The organism is Flagellimonas sp. (assembly GCF_965222555.1).
Taxonomy (GTDB): domain Bacteria; phylum Bacteroidota; class Bacteroidia; order Flavobacteriales; family Flavobacteriaceae; genus Flagellimonas.
This window is the reverse complement of sequence record NZ_CBDCUG010000001.1, coordinates 244,926-262,790: the sequence shown is the minus strand read 5'-3', so window position 1 is coordinate 262,790 and position 17,865 is coordinate 244,926. Positions and strand designations below refer to the sequence as shown.

General features: G+C 39.8%; 16 protein-coding genes. 6 read left to right on the top strand and 10 right to left on the bottom strand.

From position 1 onward, the window contains the following. Positions 1–4: 4 nt before the first annotated feature. The 5 genes from lpdA to ACOQO1_RS01080 form a co-directional block, all read right to left on the bottom strand. Positions 5–1,396, bottom strand: a complete 1,392-nt coding sequence (gene lpdA / locus ACOQO1_RS01100) for a dihydrolipoyl dehydrogenase (protein ID WP_420601022.1) — start codon at positions 1,394–1,396, stop codon at positions 5–7. A gap of 71 nt (positions 1,397–1,467) precedes the next feature. Next, entirely contained in the window at positions 1,468–2,007 is a 540-nt protein-coding gene (locus tag ACOQO1_RS01095; RefSeq protein WP_420601021.1) for a DUF1572 family protein, read from the bottom strand. Continuing rightward, positions 2,004–2,411, bottom strand: coding sequence for a peptide-methionine (R)-S-oxide reductase MsrB (msrB, locus tag ACOQO1_RS01090; RefSeq protein ID WP_420601020.1), 408 nt, complete (start codon positions 2,409–2,411; stop codon positions 2,004–2,006). Before msrB (ACOQO1_RS01090) ends, ACOQO1_RS01095 begins: the two co-directional genes overlap by 4 nt. Positions 2,412–2,424: 13 nt before the next feature. Beyond that, positions 2,425–2,922 carry a peptide-methionine (R)-S-oxide reductase MsrB gene (gene msrB, locus ACOQO1_RS01085; protein ID WP_420601019.1) on the bottom strand — a complete coding sequence of 166 codons (498 nt, stop codon included), beginning with the start codon at positions 2,920–2,922 and terminating at the stop codon, positions 2,425–2,427. Positions 2,923–3,044: 122 nt separating this feature from the next. Next, positions 3,045–3,623, bottom strand: a complete 579-nt coding sequence (locus ACOQO1_RS01080) for a collagen-like protein (RefSeq protein WP_420601018.1) — start codon at positions 3,621–3,623, stop codon at positions 3,045–3,047. Between the two features lie 159 nt (positions 3,624–3,782). Here ACOQO1_RS01080 and glgB point away from each other — a divergent pair, with 159 nt between their 5' ends. The 4 genes from glgB to ACOQO1_RS01060 all read left to right on the top strand — a co-directional run bounded on the left by glgB (position 3,783) and on the right by ACOQO1_RS01060 (position 10,444). Next, on the top strand, positions 3,783–5,678 hold the full coding sequence (glgB, locus tag ACOQO1_RS01075; RefSeq protein ID WP_420601017.1) for a 1,4-alpha-glucan branching protein GlgB: 1,896 nt from the start codon (positions 3,783–3,785) through the stop codon (positions 5,676–5,678). Positions 5,679–5,771: 93 nt separating this feature from the next. Further along, positions 5,772–8,171, top strand: coding sequence for a glycoside hydrolase family 31 protein (locus tag ACOQO1_RS01070; protein WP_420601016.1), 2,400 nt, complete (start codon positions 5,772–5,774; stop codon positions 8,169–8,171). Positions 8,172–8,209: 38 nt separating this feature from the next. Continuing rightward, a complete protein-coding gene (locus ACOQO1_RS01065; RefSeq protein ID WP_420601015.1) occupies positions 8,210–9,019 on the top strand; it encodes a M48 family metallopeptidase in 810 nt (269 codons plus the stop codon). 99 nt (positions 9,020–9,118) lie between these two features. Further along, entirely contained in the window at positions 9,119–10,444 is a 1,326-nt protein-coding gene (locus ACOQO1_RS01060; protein WP_420601014.1) for an MFS transporter, read from the top strand. Positions 10,445–10,536: 92 nt separating this feature from the next. Here the strand turns inward: ACOQO1_RS01060 and ACOQO1_RS01055 are convergent, their stop codons facing one another. The 4 genes from ACOQO1_RS01055 to ACOQO1_RS01040 are packed head-to-tail and all read right to left on the bottom strand — an operon-like array spanning position 10,537 to position 13,490. Continuing rightward, positions 10,537–11,262, bottom strand: coding sequence for a head GIN domain-containing protein (locus ACOQO1_RS01055; protein WP_420601013.1), 726 nt, complete (start codon positions 11,260–11,262; stop codon positions 10,537–10,539). A 35-nt stretch (positions 11,263–11,297) separates the two neighbouring features. Continuing rightward, a complete protein-coding gene (locus ACOQO1_RS01050) occupies positions 11,298–12,389 on the bottom strand; it encodes a hypothetical protein (protein ID WP_420601273.1) in 1,092 nt (363 codons plus the stop codon). Then, positions 12,370–12,930, bottom strand: coding sequence for a hypothetical protein (locus ACOQO1_RS01045; RefSeq protein ID WP_420601012.1), 561 nt, complete (start codon positions 12,928–12,930; stop codon positions 12,370–12,372). Before ACOQO1_RS01045 ends, ACOQO1_RS01050 begins: the two co-directional genes overlap by 20 nt. Beyond that, complete coding sequence (locus tag ACOQO1_RS01040) at positions 12,927–13,490, bottom strand: RNA polymerase sigma factor (RefSeq protein ID WP_420601011.1); 564 nt, start codon at positions 13,488–13,490, stop codon at positions 12,927–12,929. Before ACOQO1_RS01040 ends, ACOQO1_RS01045 begins: the two co-directional genes overlap by 4 nt. A gap of 216 nt (positions 13,491–13,706) precedes the next feature. Between ACOQO1_RS01040 and lon the strand changes: the two genes are divergently transcribed. After that, positions 13,707–16,157 (top strand): endopeptidase La, encoded by a 2,451-nt coding sequence (lon, locus tag ACOQO1_RS01035; protein WP_420601010.1) that lies wholly within the window; start codon positions 13,707–13,709, stop codon positions 16,155–16,157. Between the two features lie 185 nt (positions 16,158–16,342). Here lon and ACOQO1_RS01030 read toward each other — a convergent pair whose 3' ends face one another. Then, positions 16,343–16,876 carry a hypothetical protein gene (locus tag ACOQO1_RS01030; protein WP_420601009.1) on the bottom strand — a complete coding sequence of 178 codons (534 nt, stop codon included), beginning with the start codon at positions 16,874–16,876 and terminating at the stop codon, positions 16,343–16,345. Positions 16,877–17,168: 292 nt separating this feature from the next. On the opposite strand from ACOQO1_RS01030, the gene cmk reads away from it, so the two are divergent. Continuing rightward, positions 17,169–17,861: a (d)CMP kinase gene (gene cmk, locus ACOQO1_RS01025; RefSeq protein ID WP_420601008.1), complete on the top strand. Its 693-nt coding sequence runs from the start codon at positions 17,169–17,171 to the stop codon at positions 17,859–17,861. Positions 17,862–17,865 lie beyond the last annotated feature (4 nt).

Below are 17,865 nucleotides of genomic sequence, written 5' to 3'. Positions count from 1 at the left end.
TAAATTATAAGTGAATTACTTCATCATAAGCATCGGCTACAGCCTCCATGACAGCCTCACTCATAGTAGGGTGAGGGTGAACGGCTTTTAGAACTTCGTGTCCGGTAGTTTCCAATTTTCTGGCTACCACTGCTTCCGCGATCATGTCAGTTACACCGACACCGATCATGTGACAGCCCAACCATTCGCCATATTTGGCATCAAAAATTACCTTCACAAAACCATCTGGGGTTCCAGAAGCTTTGGCTTTTCCACTAGCAGAGAATGGGAATTTGCCCACTTTTATATCGTAGCCTTGTTCTTTGGCCTGTTTTTCTGTGAGTCCAACAGAGGCTACTTCGGGTACGCAATAGGTACACCCAGGAATATTGCCATAATCTAAAGCCTCAACATGCATTCCAGCTATTTTTTCAACACAAAGGATGCCTTCCGCAGATGCAACATGAGCCAGAGCCTGACCAGGAGTGACATCTCCAATGGCATAGTATCCCGGGATATTGGTTTGATAGTAATCATTGACCATTATTTTATCCCTGTCCACAGCGATACCAACATCTTCCAATCCAATATTTTCAATATTGGTCTTGATGCCCACAGCAGAAAGAACAATGTCAGCTTCCAGTACTTCTTCACCTTTGGAAGTCTTAACCGTAGCTTTTACACCATCGCCAGAAGTATCCACATGGGTTACTTCTGCAGAGGTCTTGATTTTTACACCGGCTTTTTTGAAACTTCTTTCCAATTGTTTGGATACATCTTCATCTTCAACGGGCACAATATTGGGTAGATATTCCACAACGGTGACTTCGGTTCCCATAGAATTGTAGAAATAAGCAAATTCAATCCCGATTGCACCGCTCCCCACAACGATCATTTTCTTTGGTTGCTTTTCCAATGACATAGCCTCACGATAGCCAATTACCTTTTTACCATCCTGTGGCAAGCTCGGTAATTCCCTGCTTCTTGCCCCTGTGGCAATAATAATATGGTCTGCGGTGTATTCGGCCGGATCTCCATGCTCACCTTTTACCACAACTTTCTTACCTGGTTGTATTTTTCCAAAACCGTTTAAAACTTCGATTTTGTTCTTTTTCATCAAAAACTGAATGCCTTTGCTCATTCCATCGGCTACACCACGACTTCTTTTGACAACAGCATCAAAGTCGTGCTCCACTTTTTTGGCACTTAATCCGTAATCTTCGGCATGTTTTAGATATTCAAAAACCTGAGCGGATTTTAAAAGGGCTTTAGTTGGAATACAGCCCCAATTAAGACATACACCTCCTAAACTTTCCTTTTCTACAATTGCTGTTTTGAATCCAAGTTGTGCAGCTCTGATCGCTGTTACATATCCACCGGGACCACTACCCAAAACAATTACATCGAAGTTGCTCATTAGTTTTTAATTTAGTTGTTAAAAATGAAGTGCAAAAGTACGTAATTAGATGGCCAATTACCAAGATTTGATCATGCAGAATTGGAACTGCCGAACATCTTTTTGTTGAAATCGGCCGAACCTCCTATAGGGATGGATAGGGAAACCCAATCCTCTCCTTTGATCATCCGTCCAACAAAGACAATTTGCCCCACATGACTGGCGTAATGCGCCAATTGTCGGTTAACAGCTTCAACAATAGTATGTTCTTCGTTTCGTATTTTGATTTTAACATGAAAATTTGAAGAATCAATACTTTCCAGGGCATCAAAAAGGCACTTCCAACCCTTTTCCCATGCAGTGAGCATTTCTGCCTTGGATTGGTATTCGCCTTCAAACTCCGTTTCGCGGTTACGCCATGGTTTTTCACCATCCTCTGTCAAAAAATTGGTCCATCTGCTCAACATATTGCCCACGATGTGCTTCACGATAATGGAAACGGAATTGTCGGTCTCTTTAAATTTCCACTGGATTTCTTCTTCGGATAGTTGGGCAAAAGTTTTGTCTCCCATTGTTTTGTACCGATGGAACTCGAAGAGGACACTTTTGAGGTAGTTTTCTGGAAAATTCATTCTTTTTCTGGATCAAAACCAATACTTACCGAGTTGATACAATACCGTTGACCGGTGGTTTCCCTTGGCCCATCATTAAACACATGTCCCAAATGGCTGCCACAATTGGCACAGACGGTTTCGGTACGGATCATGCCATGTGAGGTATCTCGGATATATTCAATGGCACCCTCAACGGCCTGGTCAAACGAGGGCCAGCCACAACCGCTTTCAAATTTATGTTCACTTGTAAAGAGTTTTGAGTTACAGGCCTTACAATGGTAATCGCCATTTTCAAAATGCAGGTTATATTGTCCGGTATGTGGTCTCTCGGTTCCTTTTTGCCGTAGCACATAATATTCTTCAGGAGAGAGCTCTTCCTTCCATTCCGCCTCGGTTTTTTTGATGCTGTATTTGTCTTCCATGAATTCAGTTCAATTAGTTGGAATCTGGAATAAAGTCCAATGCAACTCCATTGATACAATGTCTTTTTCCGGTTGTGTTTCTTGGGCCATCATTAAAAACATGTCCTAAATGCCCCCCGCAAGTTGCACAGTGCTCCTCGGTTCTTGCATAGCCTATCTTATAGTCCACATCATAAGCAACATTACCTTCTATCTCACGATCAAAACTTGGCCACCCGGTTCCAGAATCAAATTTATATTCACTTCTAAACAATGGAGTGGCACAGGCGGCGCAAACATAGGTGCCTTTTTCTTTATTATCCAGGAGTTCACTAGTAAATGCATTTTCAGTCGCTGCTTTTCTCAGTACATAATACTCCATATCGGTTAACTCTGCCCTCCATTCCGCATCTGTTTTTGTAACGGCATAAGCAACTTCTTCTTTTTCCTTGGTTTCTTTTTTCTCTTCCTGCGATATGCCCTTACATCCAGAGAGAATCAACAAAGCCACCAAAAACAAATTTTTTCCCATTTCTTTCTTTTTTTAAGTAGACGTTGTTTTACAAATATCCTTTCAAAAAACATTTTTTCCGCAAGGGAATAAAAAAACCTGCCAAACACTGGCAGGTTTTTAAGATAATACTTTTTATAGTATTAGTTTCCTTCAATTTTCTGAACTTGGCTCTCTTCAATTCCCAACGCTGACATTACATTGGAAAGTTTGGATTTATCCATTTTTGAAGACTCTGCAAATTCACTGGGCAAAATTACAATCCTGAAGGACTGATTGTCCGTGAAATCGGTGCTTAAAGCTGAAAGGTCAAAGTTTCCGTCAATAAATAACTCCACATCTACAAAGGTGTGGGCCATTACATATTGTATGGTGCCTTCCTGCAGAAAAAAACTTTGTGGAATCTGGCTCCATGCATCTGCTGTGCTTCCGTCTTGTAAATCTATTGTTCCATCAAATCTATATACCAAAACAGCATCGGATTCAAATATTTCAAAGTCGGTAACATCGCTAAATGTAATCAGGGCGTTATAAATATTACCACTTACATCATAGTCAAAATTGACCCCATCTACTTCTACCACCTGCCCTTGGATTCCATCTTGTCCGTCCAGTCCATCAAGTCCATCTCTACCGTCAAACCCCGGAGGACCTTCTGGACCTTCACAGGATACGGTGAACAAGACGATGAAAATGCCGATAATTGTACTGAATTTATTCATGATTTTTGATTTTTGATTTGTGCTCATTTCTTTTGTTTCCCAGTCAAAATCAAAAAGCATTCCATTTTTGTAAAGACCGCGTTTTATTTTGTAAACTGGACCTTCAAATCGGATTCTTGAACAAAGATGTGTAATATTGCATCAGTTAAACCAGCTTTTATGTCCAAGGTAGTAGCCCATAGCTTTTTTACGGAATTTGATATCAATCTTTTTAAGGCGGGAAAGCATTTTAGGCTTTATGATAAGTTAGGCGCTCATTTAACCAATGTGGATGGGGTAAAGGGCACCTATTTTGCGGTTTGGGCACCATCGGCCAAATCGGTTTCGGTAATTGGGGATTTTAACTTCTGGAATGGTGAAAACCATGAATTAAATGTCAGATGGGATGAAAGTGGTATTTGGGAAGGTTTCATCCCTGGTGTTGACAAGGGAACCAAATATAAATACAAGATCCATTCCCATAACAATGATGTTTGGACCGAAAAAGCGGACCCTTTTGGAAGATATTGTGAGCAACCTCCTAAAACTGCTTCAATGGTTTGGGATGCTCCACATTCTTGGAATGACAAAAAGTGGATGGATACCCGTGAACAGAAGAACGGATTGGACAAACCCTATTCGGTTTACGAAGTACATTTGGGGTCTTGGAAGAAAAAAAATGGATGGGAATCCCTTTCCTATGTGGAAATGGCCGATGAATTGGTCAGCTATGTTGAAGAAATGGGATTCACCCATGTAGAATTTATGCCCGTAATGGAATATCCTTATGACCCATCTTGGGGGTATCAACTAACGGGTTATTTTGCACCTACTTCGCGTTTTGGAAAGCCAGAGGATTTTAAACTGTTGGTGGATAAGTTCCACCAAAAAGGCATTGGAGTGATTTTGGACTGGGTGCCGTCCCATTTTCCTGAAGACGCCCATGGACTTGGTTTTTTTGATGGTTCCCATTTATATGAGCATCCGGATAGAAGACGAGGATACCATCCGGATTGGAAAAGCTTGATCTTTAACTACGGAAGAAATGAGGTTAGAGCATTTCTGATCAGTAATGCAATTTTCTGGTTGGATCAATTTCATGTGGATGGGCTTAGGGTTGATGCCGTTGCATCCATGTTATATTTGGATTATTCGCGTGAAGAAGGCGAATGGGAACCCAATATGTATGGGAATAATGAGAACCTGGAAGCTATTTCCTTTTTACGGGAAATGAACCAAGAAGTGTATGCCAGTTTTAAAGGAGTACAGACCATTGCCGAAGAATCCACGGCCTTTTCCGGGGTTACTAAACCTGTGGATTTAGGAGGTCTTGGTTTTGGCATGAAATGGATGATGGGATGGATGCATGATACTTTGGAATTCTTTAAAAAAGAACCTATTCATAGATCATATGACTTGAACAATATCACTTTTAGCTTGACTTATGCCTTTACAGAGAACTTTATGTTGCCGTTTTCACATGATGAGGTAGTTTACGGAAAACGCTCTTTATTGTATAGAATGCCCGGTGATGAATGGCAGCGTTTTGCCAATTTGAGGCTACTGTTTGGATATATGTTTACGCATCCGGGAGGGAACTTGCTTTTTATGGGTGGGGAGTTTGGGCAATCTTCTGAGTGGAATTTTGAAGAAAGTCTGGATTGGAATTTAACGCAGTACGATTTTCATTCCGGAATCCAGGAGGTAATCAAAGATTTGAATAAAGTCTATAAAAACAATCCGGCCTTATACCAAAAGCAGTTCGAACCAGAAGGCTTTCAATGGATTGAATATAATGATCAAGAAAATACAGTGGTCACCTATATGAGAAAAGGATTGGATTCGAAGGATGATTTGATCATAGCGTGCAATTTTACTCCGGTACCAAGGGAGAATTATAGAGTAGGTGTTCCCAAAACCACTCAACTTAAGCTGATTTTTAACAGTGATGATGCAAAATACTCTGGTAGTGGATTGGGAAAGAAAACGCTAAAACCTTCTACAACAGCTTGGAACGGCCATAAGCAGTCGGTAGTTATGACATTGCCACCACTTGGCGTGGTGATTTATAAGTAAAAGATTAGCTACAACGTTGTAGTGAAGATGTTGGTAACATCTTTTTAATTTCTCACCCTAAAGTCTTTCTTTTGTTAGTCTTAATCAACCAATATGATTACCAATACAGAAATAGAAAAACGGGGCAATCAGACCCCAAACCATATAGTAGATTTTAAGCAGGAAAACGATAAGCTCTATTTTACAACACAGAATGGCGTCATTTTAGAGCTAACTGTACTGAGGGACAGTGCAATTCGTTTCAGATATGCCACAGAGCATGCATTTGAGCCAGATTTTTCATATGCCATTAGTGATGATGTGAGTCTGGGCTATAATGAACTCGATGTAAAAGAAGAAGTCTCTGAATATGTCATTATCACCTCAAAAATTAAGATTCAGGTCAATAAATCTAACCTAAAGGTTCAGGTATTTGATTTGGATAATGTAGTAATTCTGGAAGATGAATTAGGGTTTCATTGGGAGGAAAACTATGATTACGGTGGGAACGTAGTTAAAATGAGCAAGGTTTGCCATACAGGTGAGAGTTACTATGGAATGGGAGATAAGGCTTCCCATACCAACCTAAAAGGTAAGCGGGTAAATAATTGGGTTACGGATTCCTATGCCTATGGAAAGGATCAAGAACCATTGTATAAAGCTATTCCCTTCTATGTTGGCCTTAAACAGAACATTGCCTATGGTATTTTCTTTGACAATTCATTCAGTACGTATTTTGATTTTGCCAATGAGAGAAGAAATGTGACCAGTTTTTGGGCAGATGGAGGTGAGTTGAACTATTATTTCTTCTATGGTCCTAAAATGAGTCAAGTTGTAGAAGCCTATACCAATTTGACCGGAGTTCCAGAGCTCCCACCTTTGTGGGCTTTGGGTTTTCATCAATCTAAATGGAGCTATTACCCAGAAAAAAAGGTAAAGGAAGTAGCATCTTCTTTCAGAAAGTTGAAAATCCCGTGTGATGCCATTTACTTGGATATAGATTATATGGATGGTTTTCGTTGTTTTACTTGGGATGAAAACCACTTTCCAGACCCAAAAAAAATGGTGAAGGATTTGGAAGAAGACGGGTTCAAGACCATTACCATGATCGATCCGGGAATAAAAATAGACCGCGATTATTGGGTGTACCAAGAAGCCATGGAAAAAGGATTCTTTTGTCGCCGAGCTGATGGCCCCCACTTTAAAGGGAAAGTATGGCCGGGAGAATGTAAGTTTCCAGATTTTACAGATCCCAAGGTGCGCGAGTGGTGGGCAGGCCTATATAAGGAAATGATTGCGGAAATTGGGGTAAAAGGTGTTTGGAACGATATGAACGAACCCGCAATCATGGAAGTCCCTACCAAAACGGCAAATCTGGATGTAAGACATGATTATGATGGTCATCCCTGTAGCCATAGAAAGGCCCACAATGTGTATGGCATGCAGATGGTTCGCGCTACTTATGAAGGAGTAAAGAAGTTTATGTTTCCCAGAAGGCCTTTTGTGCTTACCAGGGCAGCATACGCAGGTACACAACGCTATTGTGCTACTTGGACGGGAGATAATGTGGCAACTTGGGAACATTTATGGATTGCCAATGTACAGATGCAGCGGATGAGTATGAGTGGTTATTCATTTGTTGGGTCGGATATTGGTGGATTTGCCGAACAACCCAACGGAGAGTTGTTTGCCAGATGGATACAGTTGGCAATTTTCCATCCATTTTGTAGGGTGCATTCCAGTGGAGATCATGGAGAACAGGAACCCTGGTCTTTTGGTGATGAAATAACGGATATTGTTAGAAAATATATCGAATTGCGATATCAATTACTGCCCTATTTGTATACCATGTTCTATAAATACGTCCAAAAAGGGGCGCCCATGATTCAATCTTTGGTCTTTTATGATCAGGAGGACGCCCAAACACACTTCAGGACGGATGAATTCCTTTTTGGAGATCAGATTTTGGTATGCCCGGTTCAAGAACCTAATGCCCAGGGAAGGCGAATGTACTTTCCTAAAGGGAAATGGTATAATTATTGGAATGATGATGTAGTAACTGGAGGAGTGGAGAAATGGGTTTCGGCTGAAATTGAAGCTATACCGCTATTTGTAAAAGAAGGGGCCATGATTCCAAAATATCCAGTCCAGCAATATGTAGGTGAGAAAGAGATTAAGGAACTGGTTATTGAAGTTTACTATAAGGAGGGAATAGAAAATTCAACCATTTATGAAGATCAATTGGATGGTTATGATTACAAAAAAGGACGATACAGTCTTAGACGCTTTAGGCTTCGCGGAAAAGAAAACGAGTTGATCGTACAACAATTCAAGGATGGTAATTTCATTACGACCTACGACTCGTTTAAATTGATATTCCATGGTTTACCTTTTGAAATTGGAACGGTTGAAGTGAATAACGAGATTGTTGATCCGAAGACCATAAAATTAAATGGAAGTAACAGCATTGAGGTAAGTAAGGATTTTACGGAGCTTCACATTACTGGAAAATAATTTTTTGTATTTTACTTGGACTAAACACTATTAACAATATGAAAAGGTTGATTATTACAGCGGCAATTTTTTTATCGGTTGCTGCATGCAAAACAAATCCGTTTACTGGGAAAAGTACACTTAACTTTTACCCAAACAGTCAGATTTTCCCAATGGCATTTGCCCAATATGACCAGTTTTTAACAGAGAATAAGGTTATAGAGGGGACATCAGACGCACAGATGATAACCAAAGTGGGGCAACGTATAGCCACCGCTGCGGAACGGTGGTTGGATGCCAACGGATACCCAGGATATCTTAAGGATTATAAGTGGGAGTACAATTTGGTAAATGATGAAACCGTAAACGCCTGGTGTATGCCCGGGGGTAAAATTGTTTTCTATACAGGCATTTTACCTATTACCCAAACTGAAACAGGAGTGGCCGTTGTTATGGGGCACGAAGTGGCGCATGCCCTTGCCGATCATGGTGCACAGCGCATGAGTGCAGGTATGTTACAGCAGATAGGAGCAGTTGCTGGTAATGTTGCCATTAAGGACCCTCAAAAGAGAAATACCTTTAATCAGGCATATGGATTGGGTTCAACCTTAGGGGTAATGCTTCCATTTAGTAGAGGCCATGAATCTGAAGCTGACAGGATAGGGTTACAGATTATGGCCATAGCCGGATATAATCCTGATGAGGCGGCCAATCTTTGGAGGAGAATGAAAGCTAAATCAGGAGGTCAGGCACCACCAGAATTTATGAGTACACACCCCTCAAACGATACAAGGATTAATAATTTAACAAACTGGGCTCCGGATGCAAAACGAGAAGCAGCAAAATACGGAGTAACAACATTTAAATAACCAATTGATAAACCAAACAGTAGTGCCATTTAGAGTGAAGCGGAAAATCCAGTAGATTTTCTCCCTTGGCTTTAAATGGCATTTTTATTTTATAAAACCATGGAAAAAGTACTCGCATTAAAAGGAAGTAAAAAATTGTTGAATGCTTGGGCTTTTTACGATTGGGCCAACTCTGTGTACAGTTTGGTGATTTCCTCTGCTATTTTTCCAATTTTCTATGGGGCACTGTTTAGGGTGGCCGAGATAGAAAAAGTAACCATATTTGGAGGTGAGATTGCTAGGGCACCCTTGATCAGTTATGTAACTTCACTTGCTTTTGTTTTTATCGCTATTGTAACCCCATTGGTTTCAGGAATTGCGGACTATTTGGGGAACAAAAAGATTTTCCTCAAGTTTTTTTGCTATTTGGGGGCACTGTCCTGCATTGGACTATACTGGTTTTCCTTGGAGAACATCTATTTTGGATTGGTCTGCTATTTCTTTGGTTTAGTTGGATTTTGGGTAAGTTTTGCCATCAACAATTCGTATTTACCAGATATCGCATACCCCGAACAACAAGATGGCATTAGTGCCAAGGGCTTTTCGATGGGATATATAGGTAGTGTGATTTTATTGGTTTTTAACCTTGCCATGGTCATGCAGCCCGCTGTTTTTGGTATTACCGACAGTGGGGGTGAAGTAGCGGAAATCAAGGCCATGAAATATTCCTTCATTTCTGTGGGCATTTGGTGGATTATATTTAGTCAGTATACTTTTTTGCATTTGCCTAAAGGGTATAAGCGAGAAGGAGAACGTACCAATGTTGTCCTCAATGGATTTAGGGAATTGAAAAGTGTTTGGGCGCAATTGGGGACAGAAACTCGCCTTAAACGTTATTTGGGCGCCTTTTTTGTATACAGTATGGCTGTACAGACCATTATGCTCATTGCAACCTATTTTGGGGAGGAGGAAATTAATTGGGGAACGGACAGTGAACGTACTACCGGACTTATAATCAGTATTTTGGTTATACAAATTGTGGCAATCTTTGGAGCCACTATCACGGCAAGAGCCTCAAAAAATTATGGAAATATTAAAACCCTGATTGTTATCAATGTGATATGGATTCTCTTGTGCATTTATGCTTACTTTTTGCAAACCCCAATGGATTTCTATATTGCTGCCGGACTAGTGGGTGTGGTTATGGGCGGAATCCAGGCGTTATCCCGTTCAACATATTCCAAATTTCTTCCTGAAACTACGGATACCACATCTTTTTTTAGTTTTTACGATGTAGCTGAAAAAATTGGAATAGTAATCGGTACTTTTTTATATGGTGCTGTAGCCCAACTCACAGGAAGTATGCGAAACAGTACTATCTTTCTTGGGTTGTTCTTTTTGATTGGTGCACTACTGTTGTTGAGAGTTAATAAAACCTCAAAATAAAAAGCCCGAACCTTAAGGTTCGGGCTTTCTGTTTTTGATTGATGGTTCCGATTGCTCGGAAAATTGATTTTTGATTGGTAATAAACTCCTTGCTATCCTTTGGATATGTCTCCTGAACCAGAAGATTTAGTGTTGATTTTTTTGGGATTTCCCCGATAATGGATATCTCCAGAGCCTGAAACTCGGGCATCAATAGCCTGATTGGCGGTAACCCTAATATCGGCAGAACCAGAAACTTGAGCGGAAACAAACTCAGCCTCCAGTTCATAAGCTTTTACATCGCCAGAACCAGAAACCTGAATATCAAGATCTGTGGTTTTTCCTTCTAGGTTGATATCTCCTGAACCTGAAAGGGCGGCTTTTACATTTTGGGCATCCACAGAAAGGGAAATATCCCCAGAACCGGACATTCTTGCATCAAAATTGTCCGATTTTAATGTGGTCTTGCCCACAATATCCCCAGAACCTGATAAAGCCACACTGTTAATTTGCTCTACAGGTACGGTAACATAAATTCCCGAATTCCAGTTGGAAGGTCTAAGATTTACTCCTTTTTCAACCTTTATGACCAATTTTCCATTTTTTACTTCGGTTTTAATGTATTCCAGCAAATTGGACTCTCCTTTTAGGGTGATTTCACCTTCATTACCATCAACTAGTTCCACATCAAACCAACCGGCCAATGCTACGGCATCATAATTTCCTACCGATCTTTCTATGGTCACAACGTTTCCGTTTCCTTTGATTCTTCTGCCCCATTGTGCATTTGTAATGGCTACCATGGATAGCGCTAAACCTAATGTGATTAATTTTTTCATGATTGTGTTTTTAGTGTTGTTTTTTGATTTGACTCTTAGTTCTGATAAAAAGTTATTCCCCCATAATCACTGGTAATGTATACCGTATTTCCAGAGTTTTCTGTACCGTAATATCCTTTATAATATTTTTCACCGGACTTTTCCTTGCTGATATTGATTTCAAAAGGTTCCTTTCCACTAACACCCGCGTATTCCGTGGAAATTTCAAAATCAAAATGGTAGTCTGAATCATACCCTATTTTTACCCCAGTGTAATCGGTTTTAATATTGATGTCTCCGGCATCAGAGGCCATTTCACTAATTTTTAATGATCCGTAATCCGAAGTGATGCTGACGTTGCCGTGCACTGTTCCTAATTTGACCCCAATGTAATCGCCGTTACCATTTACATTGTTCACATTATTGACTTCAATAGAGCCATAATCACTGGAGTAATCCAAGTTGTCCATTTCTTTTACCACTGCGTTGGTATAATCTGCCTTGATATTAAGGTTTCCAGCTTTTTCGACCGTAAATCCAGAATAGTCAGCTATAATTTCACCACTGTTTATAAAATCAAAGCTGGAACGAGAGGTGTAATCAAATTTGAGTTCATTGTTTCTTCCCCTTAATTCACCAACGTCAATTTTTCCATAATCACAATTTATTTTAGCATGCCCATCCACACGGTCCAAATAAATATTTCCGTAGTCATTGCTCAAATGCACACTGTTCTTCACCGGAATTTTAATGGTATAATTTACCTGAACACTTACATTGTTTCGTTTTCCCCATTTCCAGCCCCAGTTTCTATCACGATCTCCAAAAAGAGTTCTGGCAGAAACCATGTTTGCACTATTCTCAAAATTGACATCTATTTCGTCCAATCTGTCCTTAACTCTTTCTTCATTGTTGCCATTGGTCTTTATATGCACTTCAATGACCACCCTGTTTTCATTCCAAGAAGTAATGTTGAGGTTACCATAACTATTTTTTACTTTAAAGAGGGCATCGGAGTTTACGTTGAACTCTTTTTTAATGGTCTTTTCCTTGGTGTACTTGCCACCCATTTTGCCCGTATTGGCAACTATGGCCAACGGAAGTAGGGCGAGTGTCAAAAAGACATATTTATATAGTAAAGTTTTCATCATTGTGTGATTTTAAATTCTTAATATTTTCTATGTTGGTCAATACCTCTTGCAGTAGATCTATTCTGGTTTGGAAATTGGTAATCATTGCATTCAAGATAATTTTACTGTCCCCTCCATTTACAAGTTCTTGCTCCAGATTTTGATAATTGGCTTCCAGTTTGTCCAGTTGCAATAAGGTGTCATCCACCAGTTTAGCTGTTTCCGGAGACTTTTCATCCTTTAGCAATTGTACCTGCTCTTCAATAAGGCTGGCAAAATAGAATTCGGTTTGGGAAACTTCTGGTGAAATTTCAATCACTTGTTCCTTAATGCTTGGTTTGGTGTTGAACACCTGTAGACCAAGCAAACACACTATGGCTATGGAAGCTGCAATGGACAAAGGTTTCCACCAGTTTGTTTTTTTCTTTTGAAGTGTCACCACTCCGTTGGCTTGGTTCAGTTTTTCCAAAAACCGATTCTGGTGCCCATCCCTTGGTTCTTCAAAGTCAAAATCACCTTGAAGTCTTTCAAACAGCTGATTTAAATTATCTTTCTTCATATTCCTGCATTTACAGTCAATTTTTTTCTTAGACTTTCCTTAGCTCTGGAAATTGTTGTTCTACAATTTGCGTAGCTAATATTCATGATATCGCTTATTTCTTCGTAATCGTACCCTTCAACTAAATGTAAGGTCAAAGAAACTCTGTAATTGTCTTTTAAACTTTTCATGGTTTCCATCACTTTTTGAGCCTTCAGTTCAGTATAACCATCGTGATTCAAAGCAACTTCATCATTATCTTCGACCTTGTACATTACTTCATCCAAATCCACAGCTCTTGTTTTTTGCTGTTTTTTGTAATGATAAATACTGTTGTTGATCACAATTCGCTTTAACCAGGCCCCAAAGGCGACATCCCCTTTAAATGTGTGCAGTTTCGTAAACGCGTTCAAAAACGATTCCTGCATTACATCTTCAGCTTCGGCCGAGTCCTTTACAATCCTAAAAGCGGTGTTGTACATAGCTTTATAGTAGCGATTGTAAATTTCCAATTGTGCACTTTGTTTTCCTTTTAGGCACGATTGAAGCAGTGCTTCAGTATGTTCATTTTGGTGGCTCAAAAAATGAATGGTTTGTCTTATAGATTGATGAATTTATCAATTGTTACACTTTTTCTGAAATTTTAATTTTTAATGGCACAAGAATTGCCTTTATAGAGTTGAAAAAGAACCTAAATACCTTGGTATTACTTAGTTTTAAGGAGTTACAAAGGTGTTGGGTTTTAGAATAAACTGACGATATGGGTCATTAGTGACAAAATGACCGAAAGATAAGATATGGGAGAGATAAAAATTTCAAGTTTTGACAATATTTCCATGCAGGGCCTAGATGAGGATGCGGAATTGATACCCTTACTTACTCCGGAAGATGAGGAAGAAATGAATAGGGAGGATTTGCCGGAGACTTTACCGGTTCTACCTTTACGTAATACAGTACTTTTCCCTGGCGTGGTCATTCCAATTACCGCGGGAAGGGATAAATCTATAAACCTGATAAAAGATGCCAATAATGGCACTAAGACCATTGGGGTTGTTTCGCAAAAGGATGAGGAAACCGAAAACCCTGGAGTGGAGGATATCAATACATTGGGTACCGTGGCCAGAATTTTACGGGTTCTGCAAATGCCGGACGGGAACACCACGGTCATAATTCAAGGAAAAAAGCGTTTTGAGATTGCCGAAATGGTGACTGAAAAACCCTATTTCACCGCAACGGTAAGGGAAGCAAAAGAGGAACGCCCTGATGAAACAAGCAAGGAATTTGAAGCAATCATAGACTCTATCAAAGAACTGGCCTTTAAGATTATTAAGGATAATCCAAACATTCCTAGTGAGGCCACTTTTGCCATAAAAAATATTCAGAGCAATTCATTCCTAATCAATTTTGTTTCTTCCAACCTTAATTTAAGTGTTGCGGAAAAACAAAAGCTTCTCGAGATTCCAAACTTACAGGAACGGGCATTGACCACCTTGAAGTACATGAATCAAGAACTTCAAAAATTGGAGCTGAAGAATGATATCCAGTCCAAGGTCCGTAATGACATGGACCAGCAGCAAAGGGAATACTTTTTGCACCAGCAGATGAAAACCATTCAAGAAGAATTGGGTGGGGTTTCTTATGAGGAAGAGGTGGATGAAATGCGTCTAAAGGCCAAAGAAAAAAAATGGAGCAAAAAGGTCAAGGAGCATTTTGAAAAGGAACTGTCCAAAATGCAACGTATGAATCCGCAAGTTGCTGAGTATTCCATTCAGCGCAATTATTTGGATTTATTTTTGGATTTACCTTGGGACGAATTCTCCAAAGACAAGTTTGACCTAAAACGCGCCCAACAGATTTTGGACCGGGATCATTATGGTCTGGAAGATGTAAAACGAAGGATTATCGAGTATTTGGCGGTGTTAAAGCTCCGTAATGATATGAAATCACCCATTCTATGCCTATATGGCCCCCCTGGAGTTGGTAAGACCTCTTTGGGTAAATCAGTGGCTGAAGCTTTGGGAAGGGAATATGTGCGTATGTCCTTAGGGGGATTGCGTGATGAGGCCGAGATTAGGGGACACCGTAAAACCTATATTGGGGCTATGCCCGGAAGGATCATCCAGAGCATTAAAAAGGCAGGTACCTCCAACCCTGTATTTATTTTGGATGAAATTGATAAGCTTGCTAGCAGTCATCAGGGAGACCCTTCATCGGCTATGCTGGAAGTTTTGGATCCAGAGCAGAACAGTGAGTTTTACGACAATTTCTTGGAAATGGGATATGATCTTTCCAAAGTCATGTTTATTGCTACCGCCAATAACCTAGGAACCATTCAACCTGCTTTGCGGGATCGGATGGAAATCATCAATGTGACCGGTTATACCATTGAGGAAAAGGTGGAAATCGCAAAAAAACATCTATTGCCCAAACAATTAAAAGAGCATGGACTTTCCAATAAAGATTTGAAGATTGGAAAACCTCAGTTGGAAAAAATCGTGGAAGGCTATACCCGTGAATCTGGGGTGCGGAGTTTGGAGAAGCAACTGGCCAAAATGGTACGTTATGCTGCAAAATCTATTGCCATAGAGGAGGAGTACAATATCAAAGTCACCAATGAAGATGTTGAGAAGATTCTTGGTCCCGCGCGTTTAGAGCGGGATAAATATGAGAACAATGATGTTGCTGGTGTAGTTACAGGCTTGGCTTGGACCAGCGTAGGTGGTGATATTCTCTTTATAGAATCCATACTTTCCAAAGGAAAAGGTGCATTGAACATTACCGGAAATCTTGGTAAGGTGATGAAGGAATCGGCAACAATTGCAATGGAATACATTAAATCCAATGCGGATACGTTTGGAATTAATCCGGATGTCTTTGATAAGTATAATGTGCATATTCATGTTCCTGAGGGGGCCACTCCCAAAGATGGCCCAAGTGCTGGTATAACTATGTTGACTTCCTTGGTGTCGTTATTTACGCAACGTAAGGTGAAGAAAAGCTTGGCAATGACCGGTGAGATTACCCTTAGGGGTAAAGTATTGCCCGTGGGCGGAATCAAAGAAAAGATTTTAGCGGCCAAAAGAGCTAGAATCAAAGAAATTATCTTGTGCGAGGATAACAGAAAGGATATTGAGGAAATCAAGCAAGATTATTTAAAAGGACTTACTTTTCATTACGTGACCGATATGAGTGAGGTAATAGATATTGCGGTGACCGATAGAAAGGTGAAAAACGCCAAAAACCTTTAAAAATATAAGCGAGGTTTTTGGGATTTGCACTTATCGGTCTCGTATAACCGTCAGTTACGGGTTTATATGCGTTAATTTTCCGTTTGGCACTGACTTTAGCAATTCCGAGTGGATTCGGACGTAGTCGAATCCGCCGTGATTTTGGTTATACAGTGTTGTGCGCTGGCTTTTTTCGTTTCTTTTTGTCAATTTCCGTTTTGTGTTTTTGTTTTTCTGGTTTTAATTTCCATTTGGTTTATGGCAATCCCAAAAGCTAAGCTTATAAAAGTGAGCCATGAGATTTGATAAACGGCAAAGTCTTCGTTCCGAGTATACTTATTGTCATCCGATGCCAAAAACACGGTAAGTGGTATTAATGTTGAAATTATTAAAATCAGCAATACTCCAAGTTTTCTATTTTGCTCTTTTAGAAACAAAGAATAAATTAAGTAAAGTATTGTTGCCGTAATAATTCCGCTAACAAACAATAAAATTCCCGTTGTCAAATCATAAACAGGTAATTGCATTTTATCTTCAACCAGCGAGTAAATCTCAGCAAGTCCGAAAGTCAAATAGATTGAGAGGAAATAAAACACATAAGAAAAAGCTACAAATAAGGCTATGCCTCCGATGAGATTTATTTTTAATTTTTTATGATTTACAATGGCAATTGTAAATCCAAAAATTAGAGGGGAAATATACATTCCTTGCTCAAAATTTGGGACTAAAAAAATTGCCATTCCGCAAATCAATGATGTCAATAAAGCTCTTATCATTCGTTTTTTTTCAGCTTGCGCACAACTAAAAGGATATGAATCCGTTTTAATGATTTATATCCAGCGAAAAGTGAAGTTACAGGGTTTTGTATGAAAAATCCAGTCAAAATTGATGTAAGTGTCTTTTGAATTGATACTTTCCAACTCGTAATGACGAATCAATTGTATCCTTGAGAGCTTACACTGAGCGAAGTCGAAGTGGGACTTTAGGGGTGTTTTTAGAAATCTTTTGTTCACTTCTCCTTATTTTTAACCCATGGAAAAAATCACCATTGCCATAGATGGCTATTCTTCTACGGGAAAGAGCACCATTGCAAAGCAACTTGCCAAAGCGCTCAATTATATTTATGTGGATACGGGAGCCATGTACAGGGCGGTGACCTTGTACGCCATTGAAAATAATTACGTTGGGGATAATGATAATATTCCCGGTTTAATTAAAAACTTACCGAACATCAACCTAAAGTTTGTTCCCAATAAGGAATTGGGGTTTTCCGAAATGTATTTGAACGGTAAAAACGTGGAAGGGGAGATAAGAACCATGAAGGTTTCCCGGGAAGTGAGCAAAGTGGCGACCATTCCAGAAGTACGCCACAAATTGGTTGAAATGCAACAGCAGATGGGTAAGGAAAAGGGTTTGGTGATGGATGGAAGGGATATTGGAACTGTAGTTTTTCCTGATGCTGAATTAAAAATATTCATGACCGCCTCTGCCAATGCCCGTGCAACCCGTCGTTACAAAGAATTGTTGGATAGGGGAGAGGACGTTTCCTTTGAAGAAATTTTGGAGAATGTCCAAAAACGGGATTTTATTGACTCTACACGTGAAGTTTCCCCATTAAAAAAAGCTGAAGACGCCATTGTATTTGACAATAGTGATATGGGATTGGAAGAGCAGTTTGAAAGAATCCATGATTTTGCTTTAAGAGTTATAGAGAAAAGAAATTAGTCCT